General features: G+C 48.1%; 14 protein-coding genes and 1 riboswitch. Of the genes, 12 read left to right on the forward strand and 2 right to left on the reverse strand.

Going from position 1 to position 25,621, the window contains the following annotated elements; all coding sequences use genetic code 11:
* Nucleotides 1-5: 5 nt before the first annotated feature.
* On the forward strand, nucleotides 6-2,372 hold the full coding sequence (locus tag G7Y39_RS05165) for an ABC transporter permease (RefSeq protein ID WP_165155731.1): 2,367 nt from the start codon (nucleotides 6-8) through the stop codon (nucleotides 2,370-2,372).
* On the opposite strand, the gene G7Y39_RS05170 is transcribed toward G7Y39_RS05165, so the two are convergent.
* Together G7Y39_RS05170 and G7Y39_RS05175 are read right to left on the reverse strand one after the other, a co-directional pair.
* On the reverse strand, nucleotides 2,359-3,705 hold the full coding sequence (locus G7Y39_RS05170) for a sodium/glutamate symporter (protein WP_165155733.1): 1,347 nt from the start codon (nucleotides 3,703-3,705) through the stop codon (nucleotides 2,359-2,361). The genes G7Y39_RS05165 and G7Y39_RS05170 overlap by 14 nt on opposite strands.
* 87 nt (nucleotides 3,706-3,792) lie before the next feature.
* Nucleotides 3,793-4,683 (reverse strand): AraC family transcriptional regulator, encoded by an 891-nt coding sequence (locus G7Y39_RS05175; protein ID WP_165155735.1) that lies wholly within the window; start codon nucleotides 4,681-4,683, stop codon nucleotides 3,793-3,795.
* A gap of 185 nt (nucleotides 4,684-4,868) precedes the next feature.
* On the opposite strand from G7Y39_RS05175, the gene G7Y39_RS05180 reads away from it, so the two are divergent.
* The 11 genes from G7Y39_RS05180 to G7Y39_RS05230 all read left to right on the forward strand — a co-directional run bounded on the left by G7Y39_RS05180 (nucleotide 4,869) and on the right by G7Y39_RS05230 (nucleotide 25,620).
* On the forward strand, nucleotides 4,869-7,757 hold the full coding sequence (locus G7Y39_RS05180; RefSeq protein ID WP_165155737.1) for a glycosyl hydrolase family 38: 2,889 nt from the start codon (nucleotides 4,869-4,871) through the stop codon (nucleotides 7,755-7,757).
* A 354-nt stretch (nucleotides 7,758-8,111) separates the two neighbouring features.
* A complete protein-coding gene (locus G7Y39_RS05185) occupies nucleotides 8,112-11,258 on the forward strand; it encodes a TonB-dependent receptor (protein WP_165155739.1) in 3,147 nt (1,048 codons plus the stop codon).
* A gap of 27 nt (nucleotides 11,259-11,285) precedes the next feature.
* Entirely contained in the window at nucleotides 11,286-12,860 is a 1,575-nt protein-coding gene (locus tag G7Y39_RS05190) for a RagB/SusD family nutrient uptake outer membrane protein (RefSeq protein ID WP_165155741.1), read from the forward strand.
* Nucleotides 12,861-13,142: 282 nt separating this feature from the next.
* The gene (locus tag G7Y39_RS05195; RefSeq protein ID WP_165155743.1) at nucleotides 13,143-15,497 is read left to right on the forward strand and encodes a GH92 family glycosyl hydrolase; all 2,355 of its coding nucleotides are present in this window, start codon (nucleotides 13,143-13,145) and stop codon (nucleotides 15,495-15,497) included.
* 171 nt (nucleotides 15,498-15,668) lie between these two features.
* Nucleotides 15,669-17,852: a GH92 family glycosyl hydrolase gene (locus tag G7Y39_RS05200; RefSeq protein WP_241159965.1), complete on the forward strand. Its 2,184-nt coding sequence runs from the start codon at nucleotides 15,669-15,671 to the stop codon at nucleotides 17,850-17,852.
* A 40-nt stretch (nucleotides 17,853-17,892) separates the two neighbouring features.
* Nucleotides 17,893-18,540, forward strand: a complete 648-nt coding sequence (locus tag G7Y39_RS05205; protein WP_165155745.1) for an AAA family ATPase — start codon at nucleotides 17,893-17,895, stop codon at nucleotides 18,538-18,540.
* Nucleotides 18,541-18,592: 52 nt separating this feature from the next.
* A riboswitch (TPP riboswitch) is annotated at nucleotides 18,593-18,689 on the forward strand.
* A gap of 63 nt (nucleotides 18,690-18,752) precedes the next feature.
* Complete coding sequence (locus G7Y39_RS05210) at nucleotides 18,753-19,523, forward strand: sulfide-dependent adenosine diphosphate thiazole synthase (protein ID WP_165155747.1); 771 nt, start codon at nucleotides 18,753-18,755, stop codon at nucleotides 19,521-19,523.
* 146 nt (nucleotides 19,524-19,669) lie between these two features.
* Nucleotides 19,670-20,074 (forward strand): DUF6769 family protein, encoded by a 405-nt coding sequence (locus G7Y39_RS05215; protein WP_165155749.1) that lies wholly within the window; start codon nucleotides 19,670-19,672, stop codon nucleotides 20,072-20,074.
* 78 nt (nucleotides 20,075-20,152) lie between these two features.
* Nucleotides 20,153-21,331, forward strand: coding sequence for an efflux RND transporter periplasmic adaptor subunit (locus G7Y39_RS05220; RefSeq protein WP_165155751.1), 1,179 nt, complete (start codon nucleotides 20,153-20,155; stop codon nucleotides 21,329-21,331).
* Nucleotides 21,332-21,346: 15 nt separating this feature from the next.
* Nucleotides 21,347-24,430 carry an efflux RND transporter permease subunit gene (locus G7Y39_RS05225; protein ID WP_165155753.1) on the forward strand — a complete coding sequence of 1,028 codons (3,084 nt, stop codon included), beginning with the start codon at nucleotides 21,347-21,349 and terminating at the stop codon, nucleotides 24,428-24,430.
* Nucleotides 24,431-24,435: 5 nt separating this feature from the next.
* Entirely contained in the window at nucleotides 24,436-25,620 is a 1,185-nt protein-coding gene (locus G7Y39_RS05230) for a TolC family protein (RefSeq protein ID WP_165155755.1), read from the forward strand.
* Nucleotide 25,621 lies beyond the last annotated feature (1 nt).

Here is a 25,621-nt window from a genome sequence, read left to right on the forward strand (position 1 = left end):
ATAAGATGAAAACGATTATTCGAAACTTTCTGAGTGTGTTGAGGCGGTTTAAAATGGCGACCGCATTGAACGTTACCGGTCTCGCTGTCGCCTTCGCTGCCTTTATCGTGATTCTCATACAAATTAATTTTGAGCGGACCTTTGATCGCTGCCATCCTACCTCCGGAAGGATTTTCAGGGTAGACTTAACGACTCCGGGTACCTTCGGGACGATATTACCCCGTGCTTTTGTGGAGGCTGTTATCCAGTCTTCCCCGCATATCGAGGCCGGGACTTTGCTGACTCCTTCTTTTGGCCAAAATGGCGTTTATCTCTCAATCGACAGGGATGGACAGCCTTTCGGATTTAAGGAGATCGTGACAACCTGCCATGCTACCCTGCCGGGAATATTCGCTTTCCCGATCGTGGAAGGTGATATCGATTGTTTGAGGGATCCTGAGAAAGTAATGGTACCGCGAAGCTTGGCGATGAAACTCTTTGGAGAAGATGCCTCCGCGATAGGCAAAACATTGCGGGCGGAAGAAAGTATCTGGACTAAATCGGTTCAGCTCCTTACGATCGGAGCGGTTTATAAGGATTTTCCGGAGAACACGCAGCTCCGGAACGTGATCTATACGGCGATCGATCCAGATTATAATGTCCGTAATTTTGGAGCGAGTAACTGGGTTTGTTATCTATTGTTAGACGATCCGGCCTTGGCTGATGACGTGGCCGATAATTTCAACCGTCACTTCGATTTCAAAAAGATTGGTCGCGAGGATGAACAAATCTGTTTAGTTCCGTTGACCGATATTTATTACAGGAATGAGACACAAGACGGGGGAACTTTCCGTAGCGGCAGTCGGGAGGTGACGAATTTATTGTTGGGTATAGCCCTGTTGATAATTGTCGTAGCGGGCATCAACTTCACGAACTTCAGCACCTCCCTGGCTCCGTTGAGAATCAAGAGCATCAATACGCAAAAGGTATTGGGTAGCCCGGAAGGTCTGCTACGGAGGGCTTTATGGGTAGAGGCCGTCCTTGTCAGTTTTATCGCCTGGTTAGTGAGTTTATCCATTGTTTGGGGATTAGATATTGTAGAGGCTCTGCCTTTTATCGATGCCGACCTGGATTTAATAGCCAATCTTCCGGTTGTCTTGTTATCCGGTGTTATCGCTTTAATCACGGGCTTGATAGCTGGTATCTATCCGGCTTTTTATATCACTTCTTTTCCCCCTGCGTTGGTGTTGAAGGGCAGTTTCGGATTGTCTCCTGCCGGAAGGAAATTACGTACAGGGTTGATCTGTATCCAATTCGTGGTATCTATCCTCTTGATAATCGGGGCCAGTTTTGTACGTGTCCAGAATGGGTACATGCGTGATTTTTCCTTAGGATTCGATAAAGATCAGGTCGCCGTGGTGGAATTGAATAGTAGGATGTATGATAAACATCATGAGACTTATAAGAATCGCCTGAAAGAATATCCGGGTATCGAGGATGTCGCTTTCTCGATGGAGAAAGTCGGGTCGAAAGACGGATACAATACAAATGAGGTAACTTATAAGGATAAAGCGATCCAATATTTTATGATTATTTCCTCCTCGAATATCTTGCGGGTGTTGGGCATCCCGGTTATCGAGGGGCGTGATTTCTCCAAGGCGGACGAGCTGTCGGACAAAGTCTCTTATATTTTTAATCGCCCGGCGTCGCTGCAAGGAGACATGCGGGCAGGTGACTCTTTCGGGAACTATGCCCCTGGACGTTTGATCGGATTTGTCGGTGACGTGAAACTGACATCCCTCCGGAGCGGAGAGAGTAATATAGCGTTCGTGGTCGGGAACTTTGGCTATACGATGCCCGTATCCTACATCCGCCTGAAAGCGGGCTCGGATATCCACGCGGCTGTCAATCATATTCGTAACGTGGTGACGGAATTAGATCCTTCTTATCCGTTCCATATCGAATTCTATGACGAAATCTTTAATCATCTTTACCGGAAAGAGGAAAATCTGCGCGATCTGGTTACGATCTTTAGTCTGCTGGCGATTATGATCTCTTTGGTCGGGGTGTTTGGCTTCGTGATGTTTGAGACTCAATACCGCCGTAAGGAAATCGGTATCCGCAAGGTACATGGAGCTACGGTAGGAGAGATCCTGTCGATGTTTAACAGGACCTATCTGCGGATCGTAGGTATTTGCTTCGTGATAGCGGCGCCGATCGCTTGGTGGGGCGTGAAGCAGTGGCTCGAGGGTTTCGCTTATAAGACCCCGATCCATGGGTGGGTATTCTTGATCGCCTTATTGCTCGTAACCGTAATCACGCTATTAACCGTAAGCTTCCAAAACTGGAAGGCGGCGAACGAGAATCCGGTAAATAGTATCAAGAGCGAGTGATCCACCATCCCATCTTCCATGCCAGCAGCAAGATAAGCAGGGAAAGGGCCAAGCAGGCCAATAGCAACCAGACGCCCCATCCGTTTACGAAAAGGATGGGAACAAAGGTGATCAACAGGATCTCTATGGGGGCGATAGGCAAGTAAGCCATCGCGTAATCATCCATCGCCTTGCTGGAAAGTTTCGGGTCGACGATCCGCAGCAAGGCGATGCCCATGGCCATCGTGCCGGTCCACCATCCCCAGGCGAAAATCATGCGCTCGAACCAGAACGTCTTGGCTAATCTTCTTCCCAGGAAAAACGTGATGCACCAGACGATCACCACGCCCGCTATGATGAGTACGATAAGTGGGAAGGCATATTTTACGATCACCCCTAACTTGATAGACGCGACGCCACAAGCTACCAGCATATCGGTGAAGGAGCTGCTGAGTCGCTGGGTCGTCTGCGGACAGATGTATCTGGATATGGTTGTCGCATCGAAGAATTTCTTCAACGCTAGCCCGATGATGAAGGCACAACTGAAAACAGGCAGCTCCAATACCGGATAATACATCTTTACGGTTTGGCTGACCAGATATCCCAAGAAGGCCACGACAACTACCAAGGCCACATGGAAGGTCAGCGTATCGATGGATATGGAGGATGTCGTAGCCTCTCCGATGGAATTCCGCTTATCCTCCGGCAGCAATCCGCTTCTCAACTCGTCCGGGAGGTCATCGAAATCCGAGATAAAAGCGGTCTGCTTATGTTTGGCTGCCCATTTGACCATCAGCAACCCTCCGATGATCGAGCAGATAACCCCCACGGTAGCCGTTGTCATGCCTAAACTGCGAGCCTCGTCCCAGCCCATTCCCTCGAATGCGGACCCGATGGCGGCGGCCGTGCCGTGTCCGCCATAAAAGCCTGTTGGCAGCATGATGCCGAAAGCGTCATTCAGATCCGGCCAGATCTGTTTGATCACGTACAATCCGAACAGGCCAGCCAATGCCCACTGCAACAACATACCCACCTGGGCGTACGCCCACATCGGCCCGACCCGTCGCGCCACCTCTCTCATGGATACGTCCGGGGAAGATAAAGGCAACGCACCGAACACCAGGGCGATAAGGATCGCCGCGTAAGTACTTAAGCCGTTGGAAAGCGGAATCCACCCTAGCCCATTCGGCCCGAACGCCAATCCCAACAAACCTGCGATCAAGCTGGGGGGTATGAATAACTGTTGGATCAGCTTTACCTTGACTCGTATGAATTTGCCAACCAACAGGAGTATCGAAATGAATCCAAGGTCCGTAAAGAGTGTCCAAGGAGTGAACGGTGCCAGGTCTACCATAATAACTGCTTACTTTATGTTTGTTTGAATATCCATCCCGCAAATATATTTTATTCCCATGAGAAATACCAGAAGTCTCAGCGAATTCTAGACCTCCATCTCTTTTTTACGGTAAGCGGAGGGTGAGCAACCCATGACTTTCGTAAACGTACGAGAGAAGTAGGCGGCATCCTCGAATCCCAGATGGGTGGCGATCTCGTTCAACTTCATATTCGTCAGCTCGATGTATTCGCAAGCCTTCTGTATTTTCAGGCGTATGAAGTAATTCTTTGGCGAGACTCCGGTCTCGCCAAAGAAAAGGGCTGAGAAGTGGGAAGGGGAATATTTGAAATAAGACGCTACCTCTCTCAAGGTAAGATTCCGGGAGATATTCTCACGCATGTAGTGTATGACTCGTGCCGTAAACGGGTATTCTTTTCGCGAGGGAATCAGAGTATGGCGGAATTGCTCCAGATAGATGAAAGAGGCTAGGAAATTGTAAAGGCACATGGAGGAATAAATCATGTACTCTTTAATATATCCCGAGGAGAAACTGCTATAGATCTCCTCAAACAGTCGCAGCCGGTCTTGCGAACGGGAATACTCATTCGGCAAAATGGTGACGGGAACCGGACACAACGGCAGGAATCGATCGCTAAGCTCGCCCTGGAAGTGTAACCAGTAGATCGTCCATGGATCTTCCTCGTCCGCCCCGAATGAATAGGGTATACCGGGAGGGAGGATGATATATTGGTATTTCTCTACGGTGTATTGTTTACCGAGGATACGATACCACCCTTTCCCCTCCGTACAATAAATGAGCATGGCGTAATCGCAGCCATGTTCTTTTTGGAGAAAATGATATTTAACACGCGGGAAGAAACCTATCTTGCGTACATACAGATTATTGATGAGCGGTTCCCCCCGGTAGCTTGCCAATAGTTCCTCGGGCAAAGAGACAAGCCGTTCTCCCTTAAATCCCTCTTTTATCCTGGCCATGATCGATAAATCATAAGATTGTACAAGTAAATCGGAACAAATGTAGCATTCCTTTCCGGATTATTGAAATAATTTTGCCAACATAAATCATATCCGGTATCTACTTCTTGGATACGATGGGAGGAGGCGATTCAGGATGGCTGAACATCGGTAACTAGGATTTAGGCCCATAAAAACACGATAAAATGAAAAAAAGAACTTATTTATCAGCCGGATTGGCTTTGTTGATCGGGACATTGCCGATTCATGCGTCTTCGGGATTGTCGGATGTCAAGATCCGTGTATTACCGGCGGTTTATAAATCGAGAGACGGGCTGACCCAAAAGGTCGAGATCTCCGTGAGACATGAGGGAGAGCCTTCTACTGTGACGATCCGTTTAGGCGAGCGAAGCCATAAAGAGAGGCTGATGTCCGGGGATAATGTATTCCGGATCGAGATACCCGAGGTTGGCGAGACCCGCCAATTACCGTTGACACTGACAAGCGGGAAAGAGAAAGAGGTGACTACAGTGACTGTGAAACCGGCTCGCCATTGGCAGATAAATATGGTGCAACACACGCATACGGATATCGATTATACCCGTTCCCAAATGGAAATCCTGGCGGAACAGCTCCGGTACATCGATTATGCGCTGGATTATTGCGACGCTACGGATAAATATCCGGATTTCGCTAAGTTCCGCTGGACTTGCGAGATCGCCTGGGCGGTTAGCGAATATTTGAAATGTCGTCCCGCAGGACAGATCGCTCGCTTGAGGCGACGGGTAAAGGAAGGTCGTATCGAATTATCTGCGATGTTCTTGAATTTTGACGAATTGCCGGATGAGCAGACACTTGCCGCTTCCCTTTATCCGATCAAGCAATTCAGGGAAAACGGGATGCGTACCGAGGTAGCCATGCAAGACGACGTGAATGGTATCGGTTGGTGTCTCAGCGAGTATTTCGCAGATGCCGGCGTGAAATACGTGAATATGGGGACCCATGGCCATCGGGCGTTGATCTGCTTTGATAAACCTACGGTGTTTTGGTGGGAATCACCTTCCGGGAAGAAGGTCTTGACTTATCGTGCGGAGCATTATCACCAGGGTAATTTTCTCGGGATTCATACGGATGACTTTGATCGGTTCGAGGAGCGTGTCTTAACTTATCTAGATGAAATGGAAGCGAAAAATTATCCGTATGACATATTAGCGGTACAGCATTCGGGATACCTTACGGATAATGCGCCGCCTTCGACTAAAAGTTGCGAGATGTCACGAAAATGGAACGAGAAATATGAATGGCCGAAATTACGCACGGCGGTAGCCAGTGAGTTCTTTAAGACAGTAGAGAGCCAATATGCGGATCGTATCGAGACCATTCGCGGAGCTTGGCCGGATTGGTGGACGGATGGTTTCGCTTCCGGTGCCCGTGAAGCCACCATATCTCGTGTGACTCACTCGGATGTTATCGCGAGCCAAGGCGGATTGTCATTTGCGAAAATGCTAGGTGCCCAATTGCCGACAGATATCATTGACCGGATTCAGGACATCAACAAAGCCCTTTTGTTTTATGATGAGCATACTTTCGGGCATAGCGAGAGCGTGCGTAACGCTTACGGGCTGGAAACTTGGGAGCAACGCTCCTTGAAACAATCGTACGCGTGGGAAGCCTATCGGCATTCCGGTCTGCTGGGAGAGGCTACCATGGGCATCTTACAATCGTTCGTGCCCCCAAGCGACGTTCCGTCTATCGCCGTGTTCAATACGCTCAACTGGAATTATAGCGGTATCGCCAAAGCTTATGTCGATCATCAGATTCTTCCGAAAGACAAGGCTTTCGAGATCGTGGACGCGGCTGGCAACGTAATCCCTGCGCAAGCCGGTGAGAGTCGTTCCGACGGTACTTATTGGAACTTTTACGTGAAGGATGTCCCTGCCTTGGGATATGTACGGTATTACATAAAGGTGAAGGACGCACCGCATCCGGAAACGCAGGGCGCTACGGAATTAAAGGAGACGCATGTGGAGAATCCTTGGTATGCCATCGATTTCAATACCCGTAAGGGTACGATTCGTAAATTATATGATAAGGATTTGAACAAACAATTGGTTACGCCGGGCGCGGAATGGGAGATGGGAGAGTTTGTTTATGAGATTATCGATAGCCGTCATCCGATGGAACAATATCGTGCTCCCCAATTCCTCCGCCGTCGTCCCGAGAAGATGCGCTTCGAGAAATATGAGAAAGGCGACATCTGGGATACCTATCGTTTCCGGGGAGAAACTGTAGCGGGACGTGAGCCGGATAATTTGATGGTGGAATTCCGCGTGTTTAACGTGACAAAGAAAATAGAGGTGGTTTATCGCCTGCGTAAAAAAGCGGTAACGGATCCGGAAGCGGTTTACATCGCTTTCCCGTTTGAGGTAGAAGACGGAAAGATCCATTTGGATGTACCCGGCGGATCGATAGAGGCGGGTGTAGAGCAAATCCCGGGCTCTTCTAACGATTGGTACACGGTGCAAAACTTCGCTACGGCTCGTAATGGAAAGTCGCAAGTCGTGATAGGCAGCCAAGAAATTCCATTGATGCAATTTGGAGCGATCAATACGGGGCGGTACAAGGCCGGAGCCGTGCCTCAGTCCACGAATATGTATTCATGGCCGATGAACAACTATTGGGTAACCAATTTCAACGCAGACCAAATGGGAGAGATGCGATGGAGTTACTTCATCAGCTCTTCGAGAGACAACTCGATTGAGTATGCGACTAAATTCGCTTGGGAAAACCGAATCCCGTTCTTGACCCGTGTTTTGTCTGCGGGAGATAAAAAGGTGGAGCCTCTCCGATCCGCTTCCATTTTCAAGATCGTACCGGAGAACTTGTTGTTGGTAAACATGCGGCCTGTGGAAGGAGAGAACGCTGTTATGCTTCAACTACGTGAGATAGGCGGGAGGCCCGCTACTTTCTCGGTAGCCTCAGATAAAATTAATTTTGTGAAAACTACGGTCTGTGATGTCGTGGGAGATCCGGTTTCGGGGAATCCATTGGGTTTCGCTCCGTGGGAGAGTAAGTTCGTGAAACTATCTTGGTAAGAGCAAGACGCTATTTTTGCGGGTAAGGCAGGTTAATCCCGCCTTTACTAGGTTATAGTCTCTTGAAGTTTCTATCAGGGGAAACTGTGGTTCCCGTAGGACTTATATGTTTTAGGCTCGTTTGAGGTTTGATTTTCTTGGTTTCAAGGGGTAATTTAGTATAAATGTGTAGTTTTTATAAAAAGTGCCGTTATTTTTAGGATAGTTTAAAAAAAGTTGTAACTTTGCCTCGCTATTTATACGGTAGACCATGGATGGTGCATAAGTCCTACGGGGACTATGTCTGTCTGTAACAACATAACATTGCAGTTGTAAACTGTATTAATCTAAACTTTAATAAAAAACAAAAGCAAGATGACAAAGAATGAATCTAAGCTATTATCCCTCCAAGGGATAGCAAAAGCCTCAGCGTTCTGTTTGCTGCTTTCTGCCTTTTCTGTAGACACCGCCATGGCCGTTCCCGTTTTCGCTGGTACGGTTGATGAAGTGAAGGCCGTACAGCAGGGCAAGAAAGTGACAGGTGTGGTTGTTGACGGTACAGGTGAACCTGTTATTGGCGCTAACGTGGTGGTGAAAGGCACCACGAATGGTACGATCACCGATTTCGATGGTAATTATACGGTCGAGGGTGTGTCTGCGAACGATGTTTTGATCGTTTCTTATATCGGTTACTTATCCCAAGAGATCCTGGTGGGAAATCAATCTTCAATAAAAGTAACTTTAAGAGAGGATACCCAAACTTTGGACGAGGTTGTGGTCGTTGGTTACGGTACGATGCGTAAATCAGACGTGACCGGTTCTATCGGTGTGGCTAAAGGAGATGAATTAACAAAGAACCAAAACTTTAGCGCACTAGACAACTTGCGCGGTAAAGTATCTGGTGTAAATATCTTCTCAAACTCCAGCCAGCCGGGTGCTTACTCCAATCGTGTCGTTATCCGTGGTATGGCGACTATCAACGCATCATCTAACCCGTTGTATGTAGTGGATGGCGTAGTAATGGAGAACTTTGACTTGGTGAACCCGAATGATATCGAGTCCATGGAGGTGTTGAAAGACGCTTCCGCTGCCGCTATCTACGGTGCCCGTGGTGCCAATGGTGTTATCATGGTAACTACAAAGCGTGGTAAGAAAGATGGTGAAGGCGTACAGGTTAGCTATCAAGGTTCTGTCAGCGCAAGCCATATCGCTCGCAAGATGGATACGATGAACGCCCAGGAGTGGTGTGACGCATTCATGATTGGTTTGGAAAACGAGAATAAGTGGCAGGGTAAAAATTGGTCTTTGAACCGTGCTGATTGGTTTAATGACCCGGATTTCTTTGATGCGAGCGGTAATCCTCTGTATGATACGAATTGGCAAGATGAGGCAACTCGTACCGCGGTTTCTCACAACCATCAGTTGAATATACAACAGGCAGGGAAGAACTCTTCAATGGGTGCTTTCTTGAACTATACGGATCAACAAGGTATTGTAAACAATACGTATAATAAGCGTATTAACGCGAAGTTGGCATACGACGCTAATCCTACGAAGTGGTTGTCTACGGCAGTCAATGTATTGGTTAATCATACATGGGGTCGCTATACGCCTGAGGATGGTGGTGGCCAAGAGGCTCGTCGTACCATGATCGAGATGATTCCTTGGTTGCCGGTTCGCGATAAGAGTGGTAAATACACCACTTCTACCTCTTCTTCCATTGGTGATGTATTAGGCTTTGAGGGTATGTCCAACCCGGTCATGATCTTGGATCTGCAAAAACGTATGCGCTACAACACGCAGGTGTTTGGTAACGCAGCTTTGACATTCCACTTGGCTGAGGGTTTGGATTTGAAGACTCAACTAGGTCTCGACCATCATAACAAAACATATAGAGGTTATTCTTCTATCGATCTGAACAACATCTCCATGCCGAATGGTTGGGCTGAGTATCAAAATTGGAATACACTCTATTGGCAGGAAGAGACTTACTTGACTTACAGTAAGGTATTAAATGATCATCGTATCAACGCCATGGCCGGTCTGTCTTGGCAAGAGCGTGTGCAAAAGTGGAATAAGGCACGAACGGAAGGTTTCTCGGATGATTTCTTTGAGGACAATAATATGTCCGCAGGTACAACTCCGTCATCTCCTGAGTCTTCCTACGATCGTTGGGCGATGAACTCTTATTTCTTGCGTTTCGCTTACACCTATAAAGATCGTTACTCCGCAACCGTAACAGGTCGTGTCGATGGTTCCTCTAAGTTTGGTGAAAACAACAAGTACGCATTCTTCCCATCCGCGGGTTTGGCTTGGAATATCTCTCAAGAGGATTTCTTGCAAGATCAAAATACGATCAGCAATTTGAAGTTGCACACTAGCTACGGTTTGACCGGTAACTCCGAGATTAGTACGTATCGATCATTGGCTCGTGTCTCTTCCGGTACGCTTTTGATCAACGATATACGTGCTCCGTATTCCTATATCAGCTCTATGGCGAACCCGGATTTGAAATGGGAGAAGACCGGTCAGTTTGATGTTGGTTTCGAGATCGGATTTTGGCAGAATCGCTTGTCTTTCGATGTAGCTTACTATAACAAGAAGACAACCGACTTACTGTTGGATTGTCCGATTCCTCACACTACAGGTTTCACAACCGTGTATAAGAACATCGGCTCTGTAAGAAACCAAGGTATGGACTTGATGATCAGCGCACGTCCGGTTCAGACTCAAGACTTCAACTGGAACTCTACGATCAACTTAAACTTCAACAAGAACAAGATCCTTCAGTTGGGTGACAATAACGAGGATATCGAGATGAATAGCTGGGTAGGTGGTTCTGAGAGTATCTTGCGTGTGGGCGAGAACATGAGTTCTTTCTATGGTTACAGACGTTTGGGCGTTTATACGGAGGAAGATTTCAACAACGGATTGTGCGAGAAGAACCAGATCGGTCGTGCGAAACGTACGGATAAGAAAGAGATTATCGGTAAAGGTATGCCGGACTGGACTGGAAGCTGGATCAATAATTTCTCTTACAAAAACTTCGATTTGACGATGGACTTGCAGTTCGTATGGGGTGTTGAGACCATGCAACAGTTCTACCACTCTACTTACGACCGTTTCGGTATCACGAATGGTTTGAGCAACATTCTATATGACGCATATAACGGATCGAACCCGAACACGATGCAACAGGCCGTTTACTTGTGTAACTCAGGTCATGCAGGTCAGGATACGACCGTGGATTCTCAATGGATCGCCGATGGCTCTTATTTGCGTTGTAACATGTTGCAGTTAGGTTACACCTTCGACTCGAATGTAATTAGCAAGATTGGTTTATCCGCTTTACGTTTGTATGCGAGTGCGAATAACTTGTTCTTGATTACGGCCAGCGATTTCAATGGTTACGATCCCGAGGGTACATCACAGGGTGATAGTAATAAGTTCGGTCAGAACATGGTATTCTTCTCTTATCCGAGAGCGAGAACTTTCACGTTTGGTGTTAATGTGACATTTTAATTCATTTAATCAGTAGAATTTTTGGAAATGAAAAAAATATTGACAGTAGCGATTGCATGCGCTTGTTTAACCGGGTTCGGCGCATGTAATGATTTCTTGGAAGAGAAACCGAAGTCTTCGTTGACAGCCCCGGATTATTACAAGACAGAGGCTCAAGCCCAGGCTAACGTGAACTATTTGTACCGTACGGGAGCCTCAAATAAGCTCACGGGTGCAGGTAGTGCTTACGTGGGGCCGTTTGCCTCTATCACAGGACAATTGACCGGTTACTTTACAAACAGTTATGAAGGTCAGGAATTGACCTGTAAATATTCTCGCGAGTTGACTCGTCAGCAGAATACGATGACTGTTTCTGTGACGATTGACGGTATATGGGATGATTGCTACAAGGCTATTAACGTAGCTAATGGCGCTATCAAGTATATCCCCGAGATCTCAATGGATCAGTCTTTGGCAAATCGTTTGATTGGTGAGGCAAAGTTCTTTAGAGCCTGGAACTACTTCAACTTGGTGAAGATCTTTGGTGGTGTCCCATTGACAGTAGAACCGTACGAATCTATGGAGAACATGTATTTGGAACGTGCTTCCGTAGAGCAAGTATATGCTCAGATCGAATCCGACTTGAAGGATGCCGTTAACGCTTTGCCGGCTGCTACTTTCTACAACAACAATAACCGTATCACGAAGTACGCTGCCGCTATGGTTTTGACTTCCGCTTACATGCAACAAGGTAAGTATGCCGACGCTGCTTCTGCGGTAAAGACGGTGATCGATTCTCCGCATGCTTTGGCAACCAACGATGACTTAGCGTTGGGTTCTGCCTATAACAAGATCCGTACGACAGACGGTTTGGATGAGTCTATCTATTCTTATGAGTACAATGCGACGATCAGCAACGGTGGCTGGTGGCCTACGTATGCGTTCAACTCAGCTGCTACGGCTATCTTTGGTACGTATTCAATCTTTGAGCGTACATACGGCCCGATAAATCTGTTCTTGAACGTATATCAGGACAACGACTTACGTATCCAGCCAAATCAGTTCTTCCATTGGAATTATACCAATCCGGATAATGGCAAGACTTGGACGGCTCCTAAGGATGCTTGTGGCTGTTGGTTCTGGTATGACGAGGAGGCTTTGTTGAACTCCGGACGTTCTACGAAAGACCGTGATATCTTCCGTTATGCGGAGGCTTTGCTCGATGCTGCTGAATCTATCGCTCAGTATCAAGGTGTAACGGCTGAGGCTGCCGGATATTTGGCGCAGGTTAAGGGTCGTGCGAACATGGATGGCAAGACGGTAACTGCGATTACTGCCGATCTTCAGAAATTAGGTAAGCAGGCCTTCATCGAGGAATGCTGGACAGAGCGTTTGCGTGAGTTCCCGTTAGAATTCAAGATTTGGGATGACTGTGTCCGTACAGGCAAGTTTCCTGTAATCTCTTCTACAGAGAAGGGTAAGGTTACATATGTTGACTTGGTTGGCGCGAAGAATGCTTCCGGTGCGACCTTCAAGTCTTCCGACTTGTTATGGCCGATCTCCTTGAACGAGATGCAACGTAACCCGAGCTTGACTCAGAATGAGGGGTATGCCGCTCAATGATAAATTTCAATAACTGATGGATAGAGAGGGAGGGAATGAGCGATCATCCTTTCCTCTTCTTTTTTTGGTAGCACGGTTAGTCCGCAAGTCGCATGAAACAACATGTAATATACAGAATTTTGAATGGGTTGTCTTAGTATTCTATCCTTTTTTCTAATTCTTTTTGTTAGATTTGCGCCTATATCTGCAGAATGCCAGAGGAATTCATAAGAAAGAAAGGGATATTTCTAAATAAATGACACGAGAACGGATAAATTACAGTATTAATTTAATAGCTATATCATGAAGAAAAAAAGCGTTTGGGCTTTGGCTTTGGTGGCGACGCTGGCGTGGGTCGGGGAATCCGCGGCAGCGGCCGTAAACGAGGCTTTTGACCCTGTAGAGTACGTGAACCCTTTGATGGGTACGCAATCCACTTTTGAGTTGTCTACAGGAAACACCTATCCGGCGATCGCTCGTCCGTGGGGCATGAACTTCTGGACCCCTCAGACCGGTAAGATGGGAGACGGATGGCAGTATGTGTATACGGCTAACAAGATCCGCGGTTTTAAACAGACCCACCAACCCAGTCCGTGGATCAATGATTATGGACAATTCGTGATCATGCCGGTGGTTGGCAAACCGGAGTTCGACCAGGATAAACGTGCGAGCTGGTTCTCTCACAAAGGGGAGATCGCCAAGGCTTATTACTATAAGGTCTATTTGGCGGAGCATGACGTGGTGACGGAACTAACACCGACAGATCGTGCGGCTATGTTTCGTTTCACCTTCCCGGAGAACGAGCATTCCTATATTGTGGTGGATGCTTTGGATAAGGGCTCTTATATCAAGGTCGTCCCGGAGGAGAATAAGATCATCGGTTACTCGACGAAGAACAACGGCGGGGTTCCTGACAATTTCAAGAATTACTTCGTGATCGAGTTTGATAAACCTTTTACGTACGAGGCTACATTTGTCGACGCCTCTTTGAGAGAGGGTGCGAGGGAACAAACGAGCGACCATGTGGGAGCCGTTATCGGTTTCAAGACGAAGAAAGGCGAGATCGTCCACGCCAAGGTGGCTTCCTCATTTATTAGCTTTGACCAGGCCGCTACCAATATGAAGGAATTAGGGAACGATAACTTCGATACCTTGGTCCGGAAGGGTAAGGATATCTGGAATGAGCATCTGGGCAAGATCGAGGTTGAGGGGGGAGATTTGGATCAATACCGTACGTTTTATTCTTGCTTCTATCGTTCCTTGTTGTTCCCCCGTAAGTTTCATGAGATCAACGCTCAAGGCGAGGTGGTTCATTACAGTCCGTATAATGGTGAGGTATTACCAGGCTATCTGTTTACCGATACCGGATTCTGGGATACGTTCCGTAGTTTGTTCCCGTTCTTGAACTTGATGTTCCCGTCTGTAAACAAGGAAATGCAAGAGGGCTTGATCAATACGTATAAGGAAAGTGGCTTCTTCCCGGAATGGGCAAGTCCGGGTCACCGCGGTTGTATGATCGGTAACAACTCGGCATCTGTCCTAGTAGACGCTTATATGAAAGGAGTGAAGGTCGATGATTTGGAGACTCTGTACAAAGGTTTGATTCATGGTACGGAAAACGTTCATCCGGAGGTCTCTTCCACAGGACGCTTGGGACATGAATATTATAATAAGTTAGGATATGTCCCTTACGATGTGAAGATTAACGAGAATGCCGCACGTACGTTAGAGTACGCTTACAATGACTGGTGTATCTGGCGGATCGCCAAACAGCTAGGCCGTCCGAAAAAGGAATTGGAATTATACGCCCGTCGTGCGTTGAACTACAAGAACCTGTACGACAAGGAGACCAAGTTGATGCGTGGTAAGAATGAGAATGGCGAGTTCATGGCCTCGTTCTCTCCGCTGAAATGGGGCGATGCTTTCACGGAGGGCAATAGCTGGCACTATTCATGGTCTGTATTCCATGACCCGCAGGGATTAATCGACCTGATGGGCGGTAAGGATTCATTCGTGATGATGCTTGACTCCGTGTTCGCTGTCCCGCCTTTGTTCGATGATAGCTACTACGGTGGCGTGATCCACGAGATCCGTGAGATGACCGTGATGAATGTGGGTAACTACGCTCACGGTAACCAGCCGATCCAGCATATGATTTACTTGTACAACTACGCAGGGCAACCTTGGAAGGCTCAATATTGGTTGCGTCAAGTTATGAATAAGATGTACACTCCGGGTCCGGACGGTTATTGCGGTGACGAGGACAACGGCCAGACTTCCGCTTGGTATGTATTCTCGGCGTTAGGATTCTATCCGGTAGCTCCGGGTACGACCCAATATGTGTTGGGTGCCCCCTTATTCAAGAAGGCTACGGTCCATTTTGAGAACGGGAACAGTTTGGTGATCAATGCCCCGGACAACAGCGGGAAGAATATCTATATCGAATCCATGACGTTCAACGGCAAGAACTACACCAAGAATTATCTGGATCACAACGACTTGTTTAAGGGTGGCGTGATCAATTTTAAGATGGATGAGAAGCCGAACAGGAATCGTGGCATTAATCCGGAGGATATGCCTTACTCATTCTCCGTAAACGAGGAAGGAATCCATAAACTTTCCCCTGTCTCTGTAAAACCTAGTAAAAAGAAGAAATAAGCAATTAAGATGAACTTCATTCATAAACCAGCAATGTCAGGCATAGCAATATGCCTGACATTTTTCGCGGGACAAGCAGGTCTTGTCTCACGGATTGCCGGGAAAGCCCTTTTGGCGTCCGCTTTCCTATGGGTGTCGTGCTCCGGTGGGGGAGGAACTTCTCCTTCGGCGATGGACCCGGTGGATTACGTGAATCCTTATATGGGAAACATCAGCCATTTATTGGTCCCTACTTTCCCGACCGTGCATCTGCCGAACAGTATGCTGCGTGTATATCCGGAACGTGCGGATTTCACGGGCGACCGTCTAGGCGGCCTACCTATTATCGTGACAAACCATCGTGAGCGTTCTGCGTTCAACCTTTGTCCGTATCAAGGTGACGAATCGGGCTTGCGATCCGTGATCGCTTATAGCTATGACCGGGAGAAGATCCTGCCGTACCGTTATCAGGTATATCTGGATAATGAGGAAATCGGTGTGGATTTCGCTCCATCCCATCAAAGTGCCGTATATTCGCTCACTTTCGGGAAAGAGGGACCGGCTTATCTGATATTTAACAGCCGTAACGGACAGCTACAAGTAAATGGCAACGCCGTAAGCGGTTATCAATATATAGATAAGAAAACGAAAGTTTTTTTGTATGCCGAGACGAACCGGGAGCCTGTGAAAGCGGGTGCATTGTCGAATGGCAGTGTCAAATATAACGAGACCTCCGTGGAAGGTTCCCATGCCGCTATCGCCCTTTTCTTCGGGGAGGACGTGAAGAAACTGGGCGTTCGCTACGGTATTTCTTTTATCAGCGAGGAACAAGCGAAGAAGAACTTGGTGCGTGAGATCGCCGCTTACGACGTGGATGTGGTAGCGAAGATCGCCCGCGACGGCTGGAACGACGCTTTAGGTAAAATACAAGTACAAGGTGGTACCCGGGATGAGAAAACTGTATTCTATACCTCTTTATACCGTTGTTACGAACGCCCGATTTGTTTGAGCGAGGACGGACGTTATTACAGTGCTTTCGACGGGAAGATCCATGAGGATGGCGGACGGCCTTTTTATACGGACGACTGGATTTGGGATACCTACCGTGCTACACATCCCCTGCGTGTCTTGATCGATAATGAGCGTGAGGACGATATCATCAACTCTTATCTCTTGATGGCGGAGCAGATGGGTACCGATTGGATGCCTACTTTCCCGGAGGTGACGGGGGATACACGCCGTATGAACTCAAACCATGCCGTCGCTACTGTGATCGACGCTTACCGTAAGGGCTTGCGTGGTTTTGAGTTGGAAAAGGCCTATATTGCTTGTAAGAAAGGTATCGAGGAAAAGACCTTGATACCGTGGTCTGCCGCTCCAGCCGGTTGGTTGGATGATTTCTACAAGGAACACGGCTATATTCCTGCGTTGAGACCGGGAGAGAAAGAAACGGTACCTAATGTATCCGTCTGGGAAAAACGTCAGCCGATCGCCGTGACTTTAGGTACCTCTTATGATGAATGGTGCTTGTCCCAGATCGCTCAGGAATTGGGAAAGAAAGACGAGGCGGATTATTATCTGTGCCGCTCCTACAACTACCGGAACGTATTTAATCCGGAGACAGGTTTCTTCCATCCGAAAGATAAGGACGGCAAGTTTATCGATCCGTTGGACTACCGCTATGATGGTGGCCTAGGTGCCCGTGATTATTACGATGAGAATAACGGATATATCTATCGTTGGGATGTACAGCATAATATTGGTGACTTGATCTCCTTGATCGGGGGCGATGAGGCGTTTACCTCTGCCTTGGATTCCATGTTCAATACGCCGCTGGGTATGTCTAAGTGGCAATTCTATTCCACGCTCCCGGACCATACGGGTAACGTGGGTATGTTCTCTATGGCGAATGAGCCGAGTTTGCATATCCCGTACTTGTATAATTACGCGGGTAAGCCTTGGATGACCCAGAAACGTATCCGTACCTTGTTGAATCAATGGTTCCGCAATGATTTGATGGGTGTACCGGGTGATGAGGACGGTGGCGGTATGTCTGCTTTCGTTGTCTTCAGCCAGATGGGATTCTATCCAGTGACTCCGGGTTCTCCTACCTACAATATCGGTAGCCCGATGTTTACCGACGTGAAAGTGGATATGGGTAACGGCAATACGTTCGAGATCCGTGCGAATAATGCGTCCGATGAAAATAAATACGTACAATCCGCTAAGCTAAATGGTGTAACCTTGAACCAGCCTTGGTTCAAGCATAGCGATATCGCCGCCGGAGGTTTGTTAGAGTTAGAGATGGGACCGAAAGCGAACAAGGAATGGGGACTGGAAACTCCTCCTCCTTCTGCCGCTCCGATGCCAAAATAATTTCGGGCGTTTGTAGATGGTTGGATCAAACTTAAAATCTATGGATAATAAAATCATATTGACAATAGGCCGCCAATTCGGAAGCGGCGGCCGTGAGATCGGACAACGTTTGGCGAAGGAGTTGGGTATCGGTTACTATGATAAGGAACTGGTTTCCGTGGCGGCCCGTGAGAGTGGATTGTGTGAGGATGTTTTTGAGAAGGTGGACGAGCGTGCCTCCAGCGGTTTATCATATGCTTTTACGATGGGGTACTCTTCTTTTATGGGAGGGATGTTTACACCTTATAATGATATTTTGTCTAATGACGGTCTTTTTAAGATACAGAGCGACGCAATCCGTAAGTTGGCGGAGACTGATTCGTGTGTGTTGGTAGGACGTTGCGCCGATTATATCCTCCGGGATGATCCGGCTTGTTTGAGTTTCTTTATCCATAGCTCGGTGGAGAGCCGGATCCAAAAGATCGTGGAAAGGCATGACGCGACGGTGGAAGAGGCAAGGAACATGATGGAGAAGACGGATAAATCCCGTGCGGCTTATTATAATTATTATACGAATAAGACATGGGGAATGGCTTCTTCTTATAATTTCTCGATTGATGTATCCGTATTGGGAATCGACGAGACCGTGGAATTTATGAAAAACTTTATCGAGCGCAGATTGAACAAGCGTCCGCCTCATTTCGGATAAATCGTGTTTCACATCTAGGTGTTATACTATTTTTTTGTACATTTGCCCCTGGCTTTTCACATAGGGGTGCCCGGTTCATGCGGGCTGAGATTATACCCATCGAACCTGATCTGGGTAATGCCGGCGAAGGGAAAATAAGGTAGAACTAGGGAATAAGGGGGGCGTTACCTCTATGTGCTCCCCGATGTTTAAACTTTAATTAGTTATTTAAGATGGAACAGATTGTTTCAAGTGGAATCATTGGCTCTTACTTCGAGAAGTTGAAGAGGAACTTGTCTGTGGATGTAGCGATCGTGGGAGGAGGACCTTCCGGTATCGTGGCCGCTTATTTCTTGGCGAAAGCCGGTAAGAAGGTGGCGTTGTTTGATCGTAAGCTGGCTCCTGGTGGAGGTATGTGGGGTGGCGCTATGATGTTCAATGATATCGTGGTGCAGGAAGAGGCTATGCCGATTATCAAGGAATTGGGCGTGAGTCATAAGGAAGGTGCTGATGGCACGTATATCATGGATTCGGTACATACCACTTCCGCTTTGATTTATCAGGCGACGAAGGCGGGCGCTACGATCTTTAACTGCTATTCGGTAGAGGACGTGGTGTTTCATAACGATGCCGTAGCCGGTGTGGTAGTGAACTGGGCTCCGGTAATCCGTGAGGGAATGCACGTTGATCCGCTGACGATCATGGCAAAGGCGGTCTTGGAAGGTACGGGGCATGATTGCGAGATCGCCCGTGTGGTAGCCCGTAAGAACGATATCCAATTGAATACACCGACCGGAGGCGTGATCGGCGAGCGTTCCTTGAACGTGGAGCTGGGTGAGCAGACAACGGTGGAGAATACGAAGGAGATCTACCCCGGATTATTCGTTTCCGGTATGGCCGCTAATGGTGTAAGCGGTAGCTTCCGTATGGGACCGATCTTTGGCGGCATGTTGATGAGCGGTAAGAAGGCGGCTGAGTTGATCTGCGAAAAACTTAAAATTTGAGAATTGAGAATTGAGAATTGAGAATTATGGATCGTTGCATCTTTAATTCTCAATTCCCTACGGTTTCCCGTTTTTCCGGGAGATTTTTATTTATCGCAAACGTACAACATTCGTGCAAAAATAAAAAATATCCTTACCTTTGTGCTATGTGTGAGAAAATGAAACATAGGATCGTACAATACGTGGTGCTGGCGGCCGGCATCTTGACATTACTCTCTGTGGTTATCCCTCACCATCATCATCGGGACGGGATGCCCTGTTATCAATCCTTGATCTCGGAGCAAGCGCATGGCGATAAAAACGCTGATACGCATGATTGTGGTTGTGACGGGCATAACTTAGCCTATTTCGGTACGCATATTTCTCACTTTACATATGGGGATGTGGATATACATCTGATGCCGTTACTTGTCTTATTCGATTACATTTATCCACCCGAACCGGCGTTTTGCGGACAGCACCTTGAGCATGAGAACGCCTCGTATATTGAGTCGCTGCACGATACTTGGATAGTGAGCGCCTCGGGACTTCGCGCCCCTCCTATGTCTTGATATCTCGTTTGTGAGAGCGGGTGAGGACTGACTTGCCCCTATTTATATTAGTATTAACGATATCAAGTTTTTTACACAATGAAGAAAATATATTTGGTAGGTGCGATGTGCGCTTATCTGTTTGCCGGTTGTGCGGGAAATGCGCCGCAAGCCGGACACGACCATGAACACGAGGGACACGACCATGAACACGAGGGTCACGACCATGAGCATGAGGCCGGTGGTACCCATCCCGGCGAGATTGTCTTTAAGAAAGCCTTGGCCGAGGCCGTTGGTCTGCAGACCGTAACGGTTAATCCTGCTTCTTTCACGGATGTGATTAAGACGAGCGGGCGAGTAACGGCGGCGCAGGGGGAGGAGTCCGTGATCGTCGCTACCGTACCCGGAGTGATCTCGTTTGGTAGCTTGCCGTTCGTGGATGGTACGGCGGTACGTAAGGGGCAGGCCGTGTTGAGTATCGCTTCTAACACTCTCTCGGATGGCGATGTGGCGGAGAGGGCTAAATTCGCTTATGAGACGGCCAAAAAGGAATATGAGCGTATGCAAGCCTTGGTAGGCGATAAGATCGTATCCGCCAAGGATTTTGAGCAGGCTCGTTTGAATTACGAGAACGCCAAGGTCGCTTATGAGGCGATAGCGGGAAAACAGACAGCTAAAGGTGTGTCTGTAGTCTCTCCCTTGAGCGGTTACCTGAAGAACATCCAAGTGAAAGAGGGTGATTATGTATCCGTAGGCCAGCCTTTGGCTACGATCTCGCAAAACAATCGCTTGGTATTGCGTGCGGACGTGTCTGAGAAATATTACAATAATCTTCCCATGATTCAAACCGCTAATTTTAGGACTCCGTATGATAACGCTCTTTATAAACTGTCTGATTTGCGCGGACGGCTATTATCTTATGGGAAGTCTTCCGATATGAATTCCTCCTATGTACCGGTGACTTTCGAATTCGACAATAAAGGGACGGTTATCCCCGGTTCTTTCGTGGAGATCTTTTTGTTGACAAAGCCGATGGCGAATGTTTTGAGCGTGCCTGTCTCCGCCCTGATCGAGGAGCAGGGTATTTATTCGGTATTTATCCGCCTGGATGAGGAAGGCTATAAGAAGCAATGGGTGACGTTGGGAGCGAATAACGGCTCGGAGGTGCAAATCCTTTCCGGATTGAAGCCGGGTGATGAGGTCGTGACCTGCGGCGCTTACCAGATCAAGTTATCTTCCGCTTCCCATGCGATACCGGCTCATAGCCATAGTCATTAGCAGGAGGGACGTTTCATGTTAAATAAGATAATTTATTATTCATTGCACAACCGGTTAGTAATCTTGGTTTGTGCGCTATTATTGATGATCTGGGGTACGTACACGGCGTTTCATGCGGACGTGGATGTGTTCCCGGACTTGAACGCCCCGACGGTCGTGATCATGACCGAGGCGAACGGTATGGCTCCCGAGGAGGTGGAACGCTTGGTGACATTCCCTGTGGAGACCGCCGTGAACGGTGCGATGGACGTACGGCGTGTGCGTTCCTCGTCTACCACCGGATTCTCTGTGGTTTGGGTAGAGTTTGATTGGGGTACGGATATTTACCGGGCTCGTCAGATCGTATCCGAGAAACTGGCGATCCTGGGAGAGAGCCTTCCCGAGAACGTCGGTAAACCGACTTTGGGACCGCAGTCGTCCATCTTGGGTGAGATGATGATTCTCGGTTTGACCGCTGATTCCACCTCGTTGCTGGACTTACGTACGATCGCCGATTGGACGATCCGCCCCCGTTTGTTGTCTACAGGGGGTGTGGCACAGGTGGCCGTGATCGGTGGTGACATGAAGGAATACCAGATATTGTTGGACCCGGCCCGTATGAAGCATTACGGTGTAGGATTGAACGAGGTATTGGATGTTTGCCGGAATATGAACCGGAACGCCAATGGGGGTGTATTGTATGAATTCTCGAATGAATATATCATCCGAGGTGTCTTATCAACTTCGAAGGTGGAGGAGATCGCTCAGGGCGTGGTGAAGACCGTGAATGAGTACCCGGTTATGCTGGGCGATATTGCTACGGTTAAGATCGGCGGTAAAAGTCCGAAATTGGGAACCGCTTCCGAGCGGACGAAGCCGGCTGTGTTGATTACCGTGACTAAACAGCCGGATACGAGTACGGAGAAATTGACGGAGAAGCTGGATGAGATTGTTGTTGATTTGCGGAAGAACCTGCCGGCGGATGTACATGTCTCTACGGATATATTCCGCCAGAGCCATTTTATCGATAACTCTATCAATAATGTAAAGAACAGTTTGTTTGAGGGTAGTTTCTTCGTGGTGATCGTTTTGTTCCTGTTCTTGATGAATATACGTACGACGGTGATCTCATTGGTAGCCTTGCCGTTATCTTTGCTGGTCTCTATCATCGTATTGCACTACATGGGATTGACGATTAACACGATGAGCTTGGGCGGTATGGCGATCGCTATCGGCTCCTTGGTGGACGACGCTATCGTGGACGTGGAGAACGTGTATAAGCGAATCCGGGAAAACCGACTCTTGCCTCCAGACCGGCAACGCTCTACCCAGGAGGTGGTTTATGACGCTTCCCGTGAGGTGCGTATGCCGATCTTGAACTCTACCCTGATTATTGCGGTGAGCTTTGTCCCCTTATTTTTCTTGAGTGGTATGGAAGGTCGTATGTTGGTTCCACTGGGGATCGCTTTTATCGTGGCTTTGTTTGCCTCTACGTTGGTGGCGCTTACCTTAACTCCGGTGCTTTGTAGCTATTTGCTGAACCGTGAAGCGGCGGGAATGAAGGAACTGCGTGAGGCTTGGATCGCCCGGAAATTGAAAGCGGTATATAAACGGGCTTTGGTGTTTGTGCTGGCTTGTCAGAAATGGGTGCTTGGTATCACGATCGCTTTGTTTGTGATCGCCTTGGTCATCTTCTTTCACTTGGGACGTAGTTTCCTGCCACCCTTCAATGAGGGTTCTTTTACGATCAATGTAAGTTCGCTTCCGGGAATTTCCTTGGACGAGTCGGATCAGATCGGACGCCGTGCGGAAGCGTTGCTGCTGCAAGTGCCCGAGATAAAGACAGTGGCCCGGAAGACCGGTCGTGCGGAATTGGATGAGCACGCCTTGGGCGTGAATGTCTCCGAGATCGAGGCTCCTTTCGAATTGCAAGATCGTAGCAGGGATGAGGTGATGAATGATGTCCGCAATAAGTTATCTACGATCAGCGGCGCTAATATAGAGATCGGGCAACCAATTTCCCACCGTATCGACGCTATGCTTTCCGGTACGGAGGCGAATATCGCTATCAAATTGTTTGGTACGGACTTGAACCTGATGTTTACGGTCGGCAACCAGATCAAGGCCGCCATCCAAACGATTCCGGGTCTGGTTGACTTGAAGGTGGAGCAGCAGATCGAGCGTCCGCAGTTGACAATTGCCCCGAAACGGGAGTCGCTGGCTAAATATGGCATTCCCTTGCCGGAGTTCGAGGAATATATCAACGTGATGTTGGGCGGAGAGGCCGTAAGTCAGGTGTACGATGATGGTAAGAGTTTCGACTTGACCGTTAAGACCTCCGACGCTAGCCGTGCGACGATGGATGATATTAGCAATCTGATGATCGATGCCGCCGGACAGAAAGTGCCGCTAAGCTACGTGGCCGATATCCGCTCCGTGACCGGTCCGAATACGATCAATCGGGAGAATGTGCAACGTAAGATCGTGATTAGTGCCAATGTGTCGGAACGCGATCTGAGGGGTGTCGTGAACGATATTCGTAACAAAGTGGATGAGAGTATTAAGCTTCCCGAGGGCTATCACATCGAGTATGGCGGCCAATTCGAGAGCGAGGAGGCAGCTAGCCGTACGTTGTTATTGACATCTCTTATGTCGTTATTGGTGATCTTCATGTTACTGTACAACGAGTTCAAGAATGTAAAGGAGAGCGGCGTGATCTTGTTGAACCTGCCGTTGGCGTTGATTGGTGGCGTGATTATCCTATGGCTTACTTCCGGCGAGATCAGTATCCCGGCGATTATCGGTTTCATTTCCTTGTTCGGTATCGCTACCCGAAACGGTATGCTACTGATCAGCCACTATACGCATTTGCGTGGAGAGGGAATGGAATTGCGCGAGTCCGTGATACAAGGTTCCCTTGACCGTTTGAACCCGATCTTGATGACGGCGTTGAGTTCCGCCTTGGCGTTGATTCCGCTGGCGTTGAATGGAGATCTTCCCGGAAATGAGATCCAGAGCCCGATGGCTACGGTGATCTTGGGTGGTTTATTAACATCTACGTTCTTAAACGGATTCATCATCCCGATTGTTTATCTGATAATGAACAAGAATAAAGAATAAGTTTTATGAAATCGTATATTATAGTCGCCGTCTTGTCTGTATTGACAGGCGGCCTTTTCGCCCAGACTTCTATAGAGGACGTACTCCGGAGCGTGGAGGCGAACAATAAGGATTTACAGGCGAACAGCCGGTTGGTTCAGTTGCGGAAGTTGGAGGCGAGGTTGGATAATAATCTGCCGGACCCTTCGGTCTCTTATTCTCATTTCTGGGGAAATAAAGAAGGAATGGGATTCACGGGCGAGTTCGTGGCTTCCCAAAGTTTTGATTTCCCGTCCGTATATGTCTGGAAGCATAAGCTGACGAAGGCGAAATCCGCAGGTTTGGATCGCCAAGGGATGGCTTTTCGCCAGCAAATCTTGTTGCAGGTGAAAGAGGTTTGCTTGGATTTGGTGCTGTTGAACCAGCAGAAGAAACTATTGGATACCCGCCTTAAGAACGCTGAGCGACTTTCCGCTTTTTATGCGACTCGTTTGGAGAAAGGAGACGCGAATATCCTCGAGACAAACAAGATCGACCTGGAATTATTAAACGCCCGGACAGAGGCCCGGATGAACGAGACATCCCGTATTGCAAAGTTGCAGGAGCTGGCTACCCTGAATGGTGGTATCGCTATCGAGTTTACGGATACGGTTTACTCCTTGCCAGATAAGGGAGCGCTTTCCTTTGATGAACTGCGGACGGAGGCGATGCGATGCGATCCGCGATTACAGACCTTGCGTAGCGACCAAACGACAGCCCTTCGGCAGTTGAGCGTGAATAAGGCGAAAGGCCTGCCCGGCTTTGAGCTGGGGTATCGTATGAATCCGGCCTCGGGTGGAGAGCGTTTCAACGGTTTCTTGGTGGGAATCACCATCCCGTTGTTCTCGAACCGTAATAGCGTGAAACAGGCGAAGGCACAGGCTCACTATACGGAAATGCAGCTGGAGAGTGCCTCATTCACGGTAGAGAGTGGGTTGAGGCAGCTATATGACCGGTCTGTCTCCTTAAGGAAATCTATCGATGAATATAAGGGTGTGCTGAAAAGGCAGAATAGCTTGGCCTTGTTGAACAAGGCTATACAGGCCGGGCAAATATCTATGATCGAGTATTTCGTGGATGTGACGGCCTATTACCAAAGCGTGCAAAACTACCTGCAATTGCAAAACCAATACCAAAAGGTCATGGCGCAATTGTATAAGTATCGATTATGAT

It is taken from the genome of Parabacteroides sp. ZJ-118 (genome assembly GCF_011038785.1).
Lineage (GTDB): Bacteria > Bacteroidota > Bacteroidia > Bacteroidales > Tannerellaceae > Parabacteroides.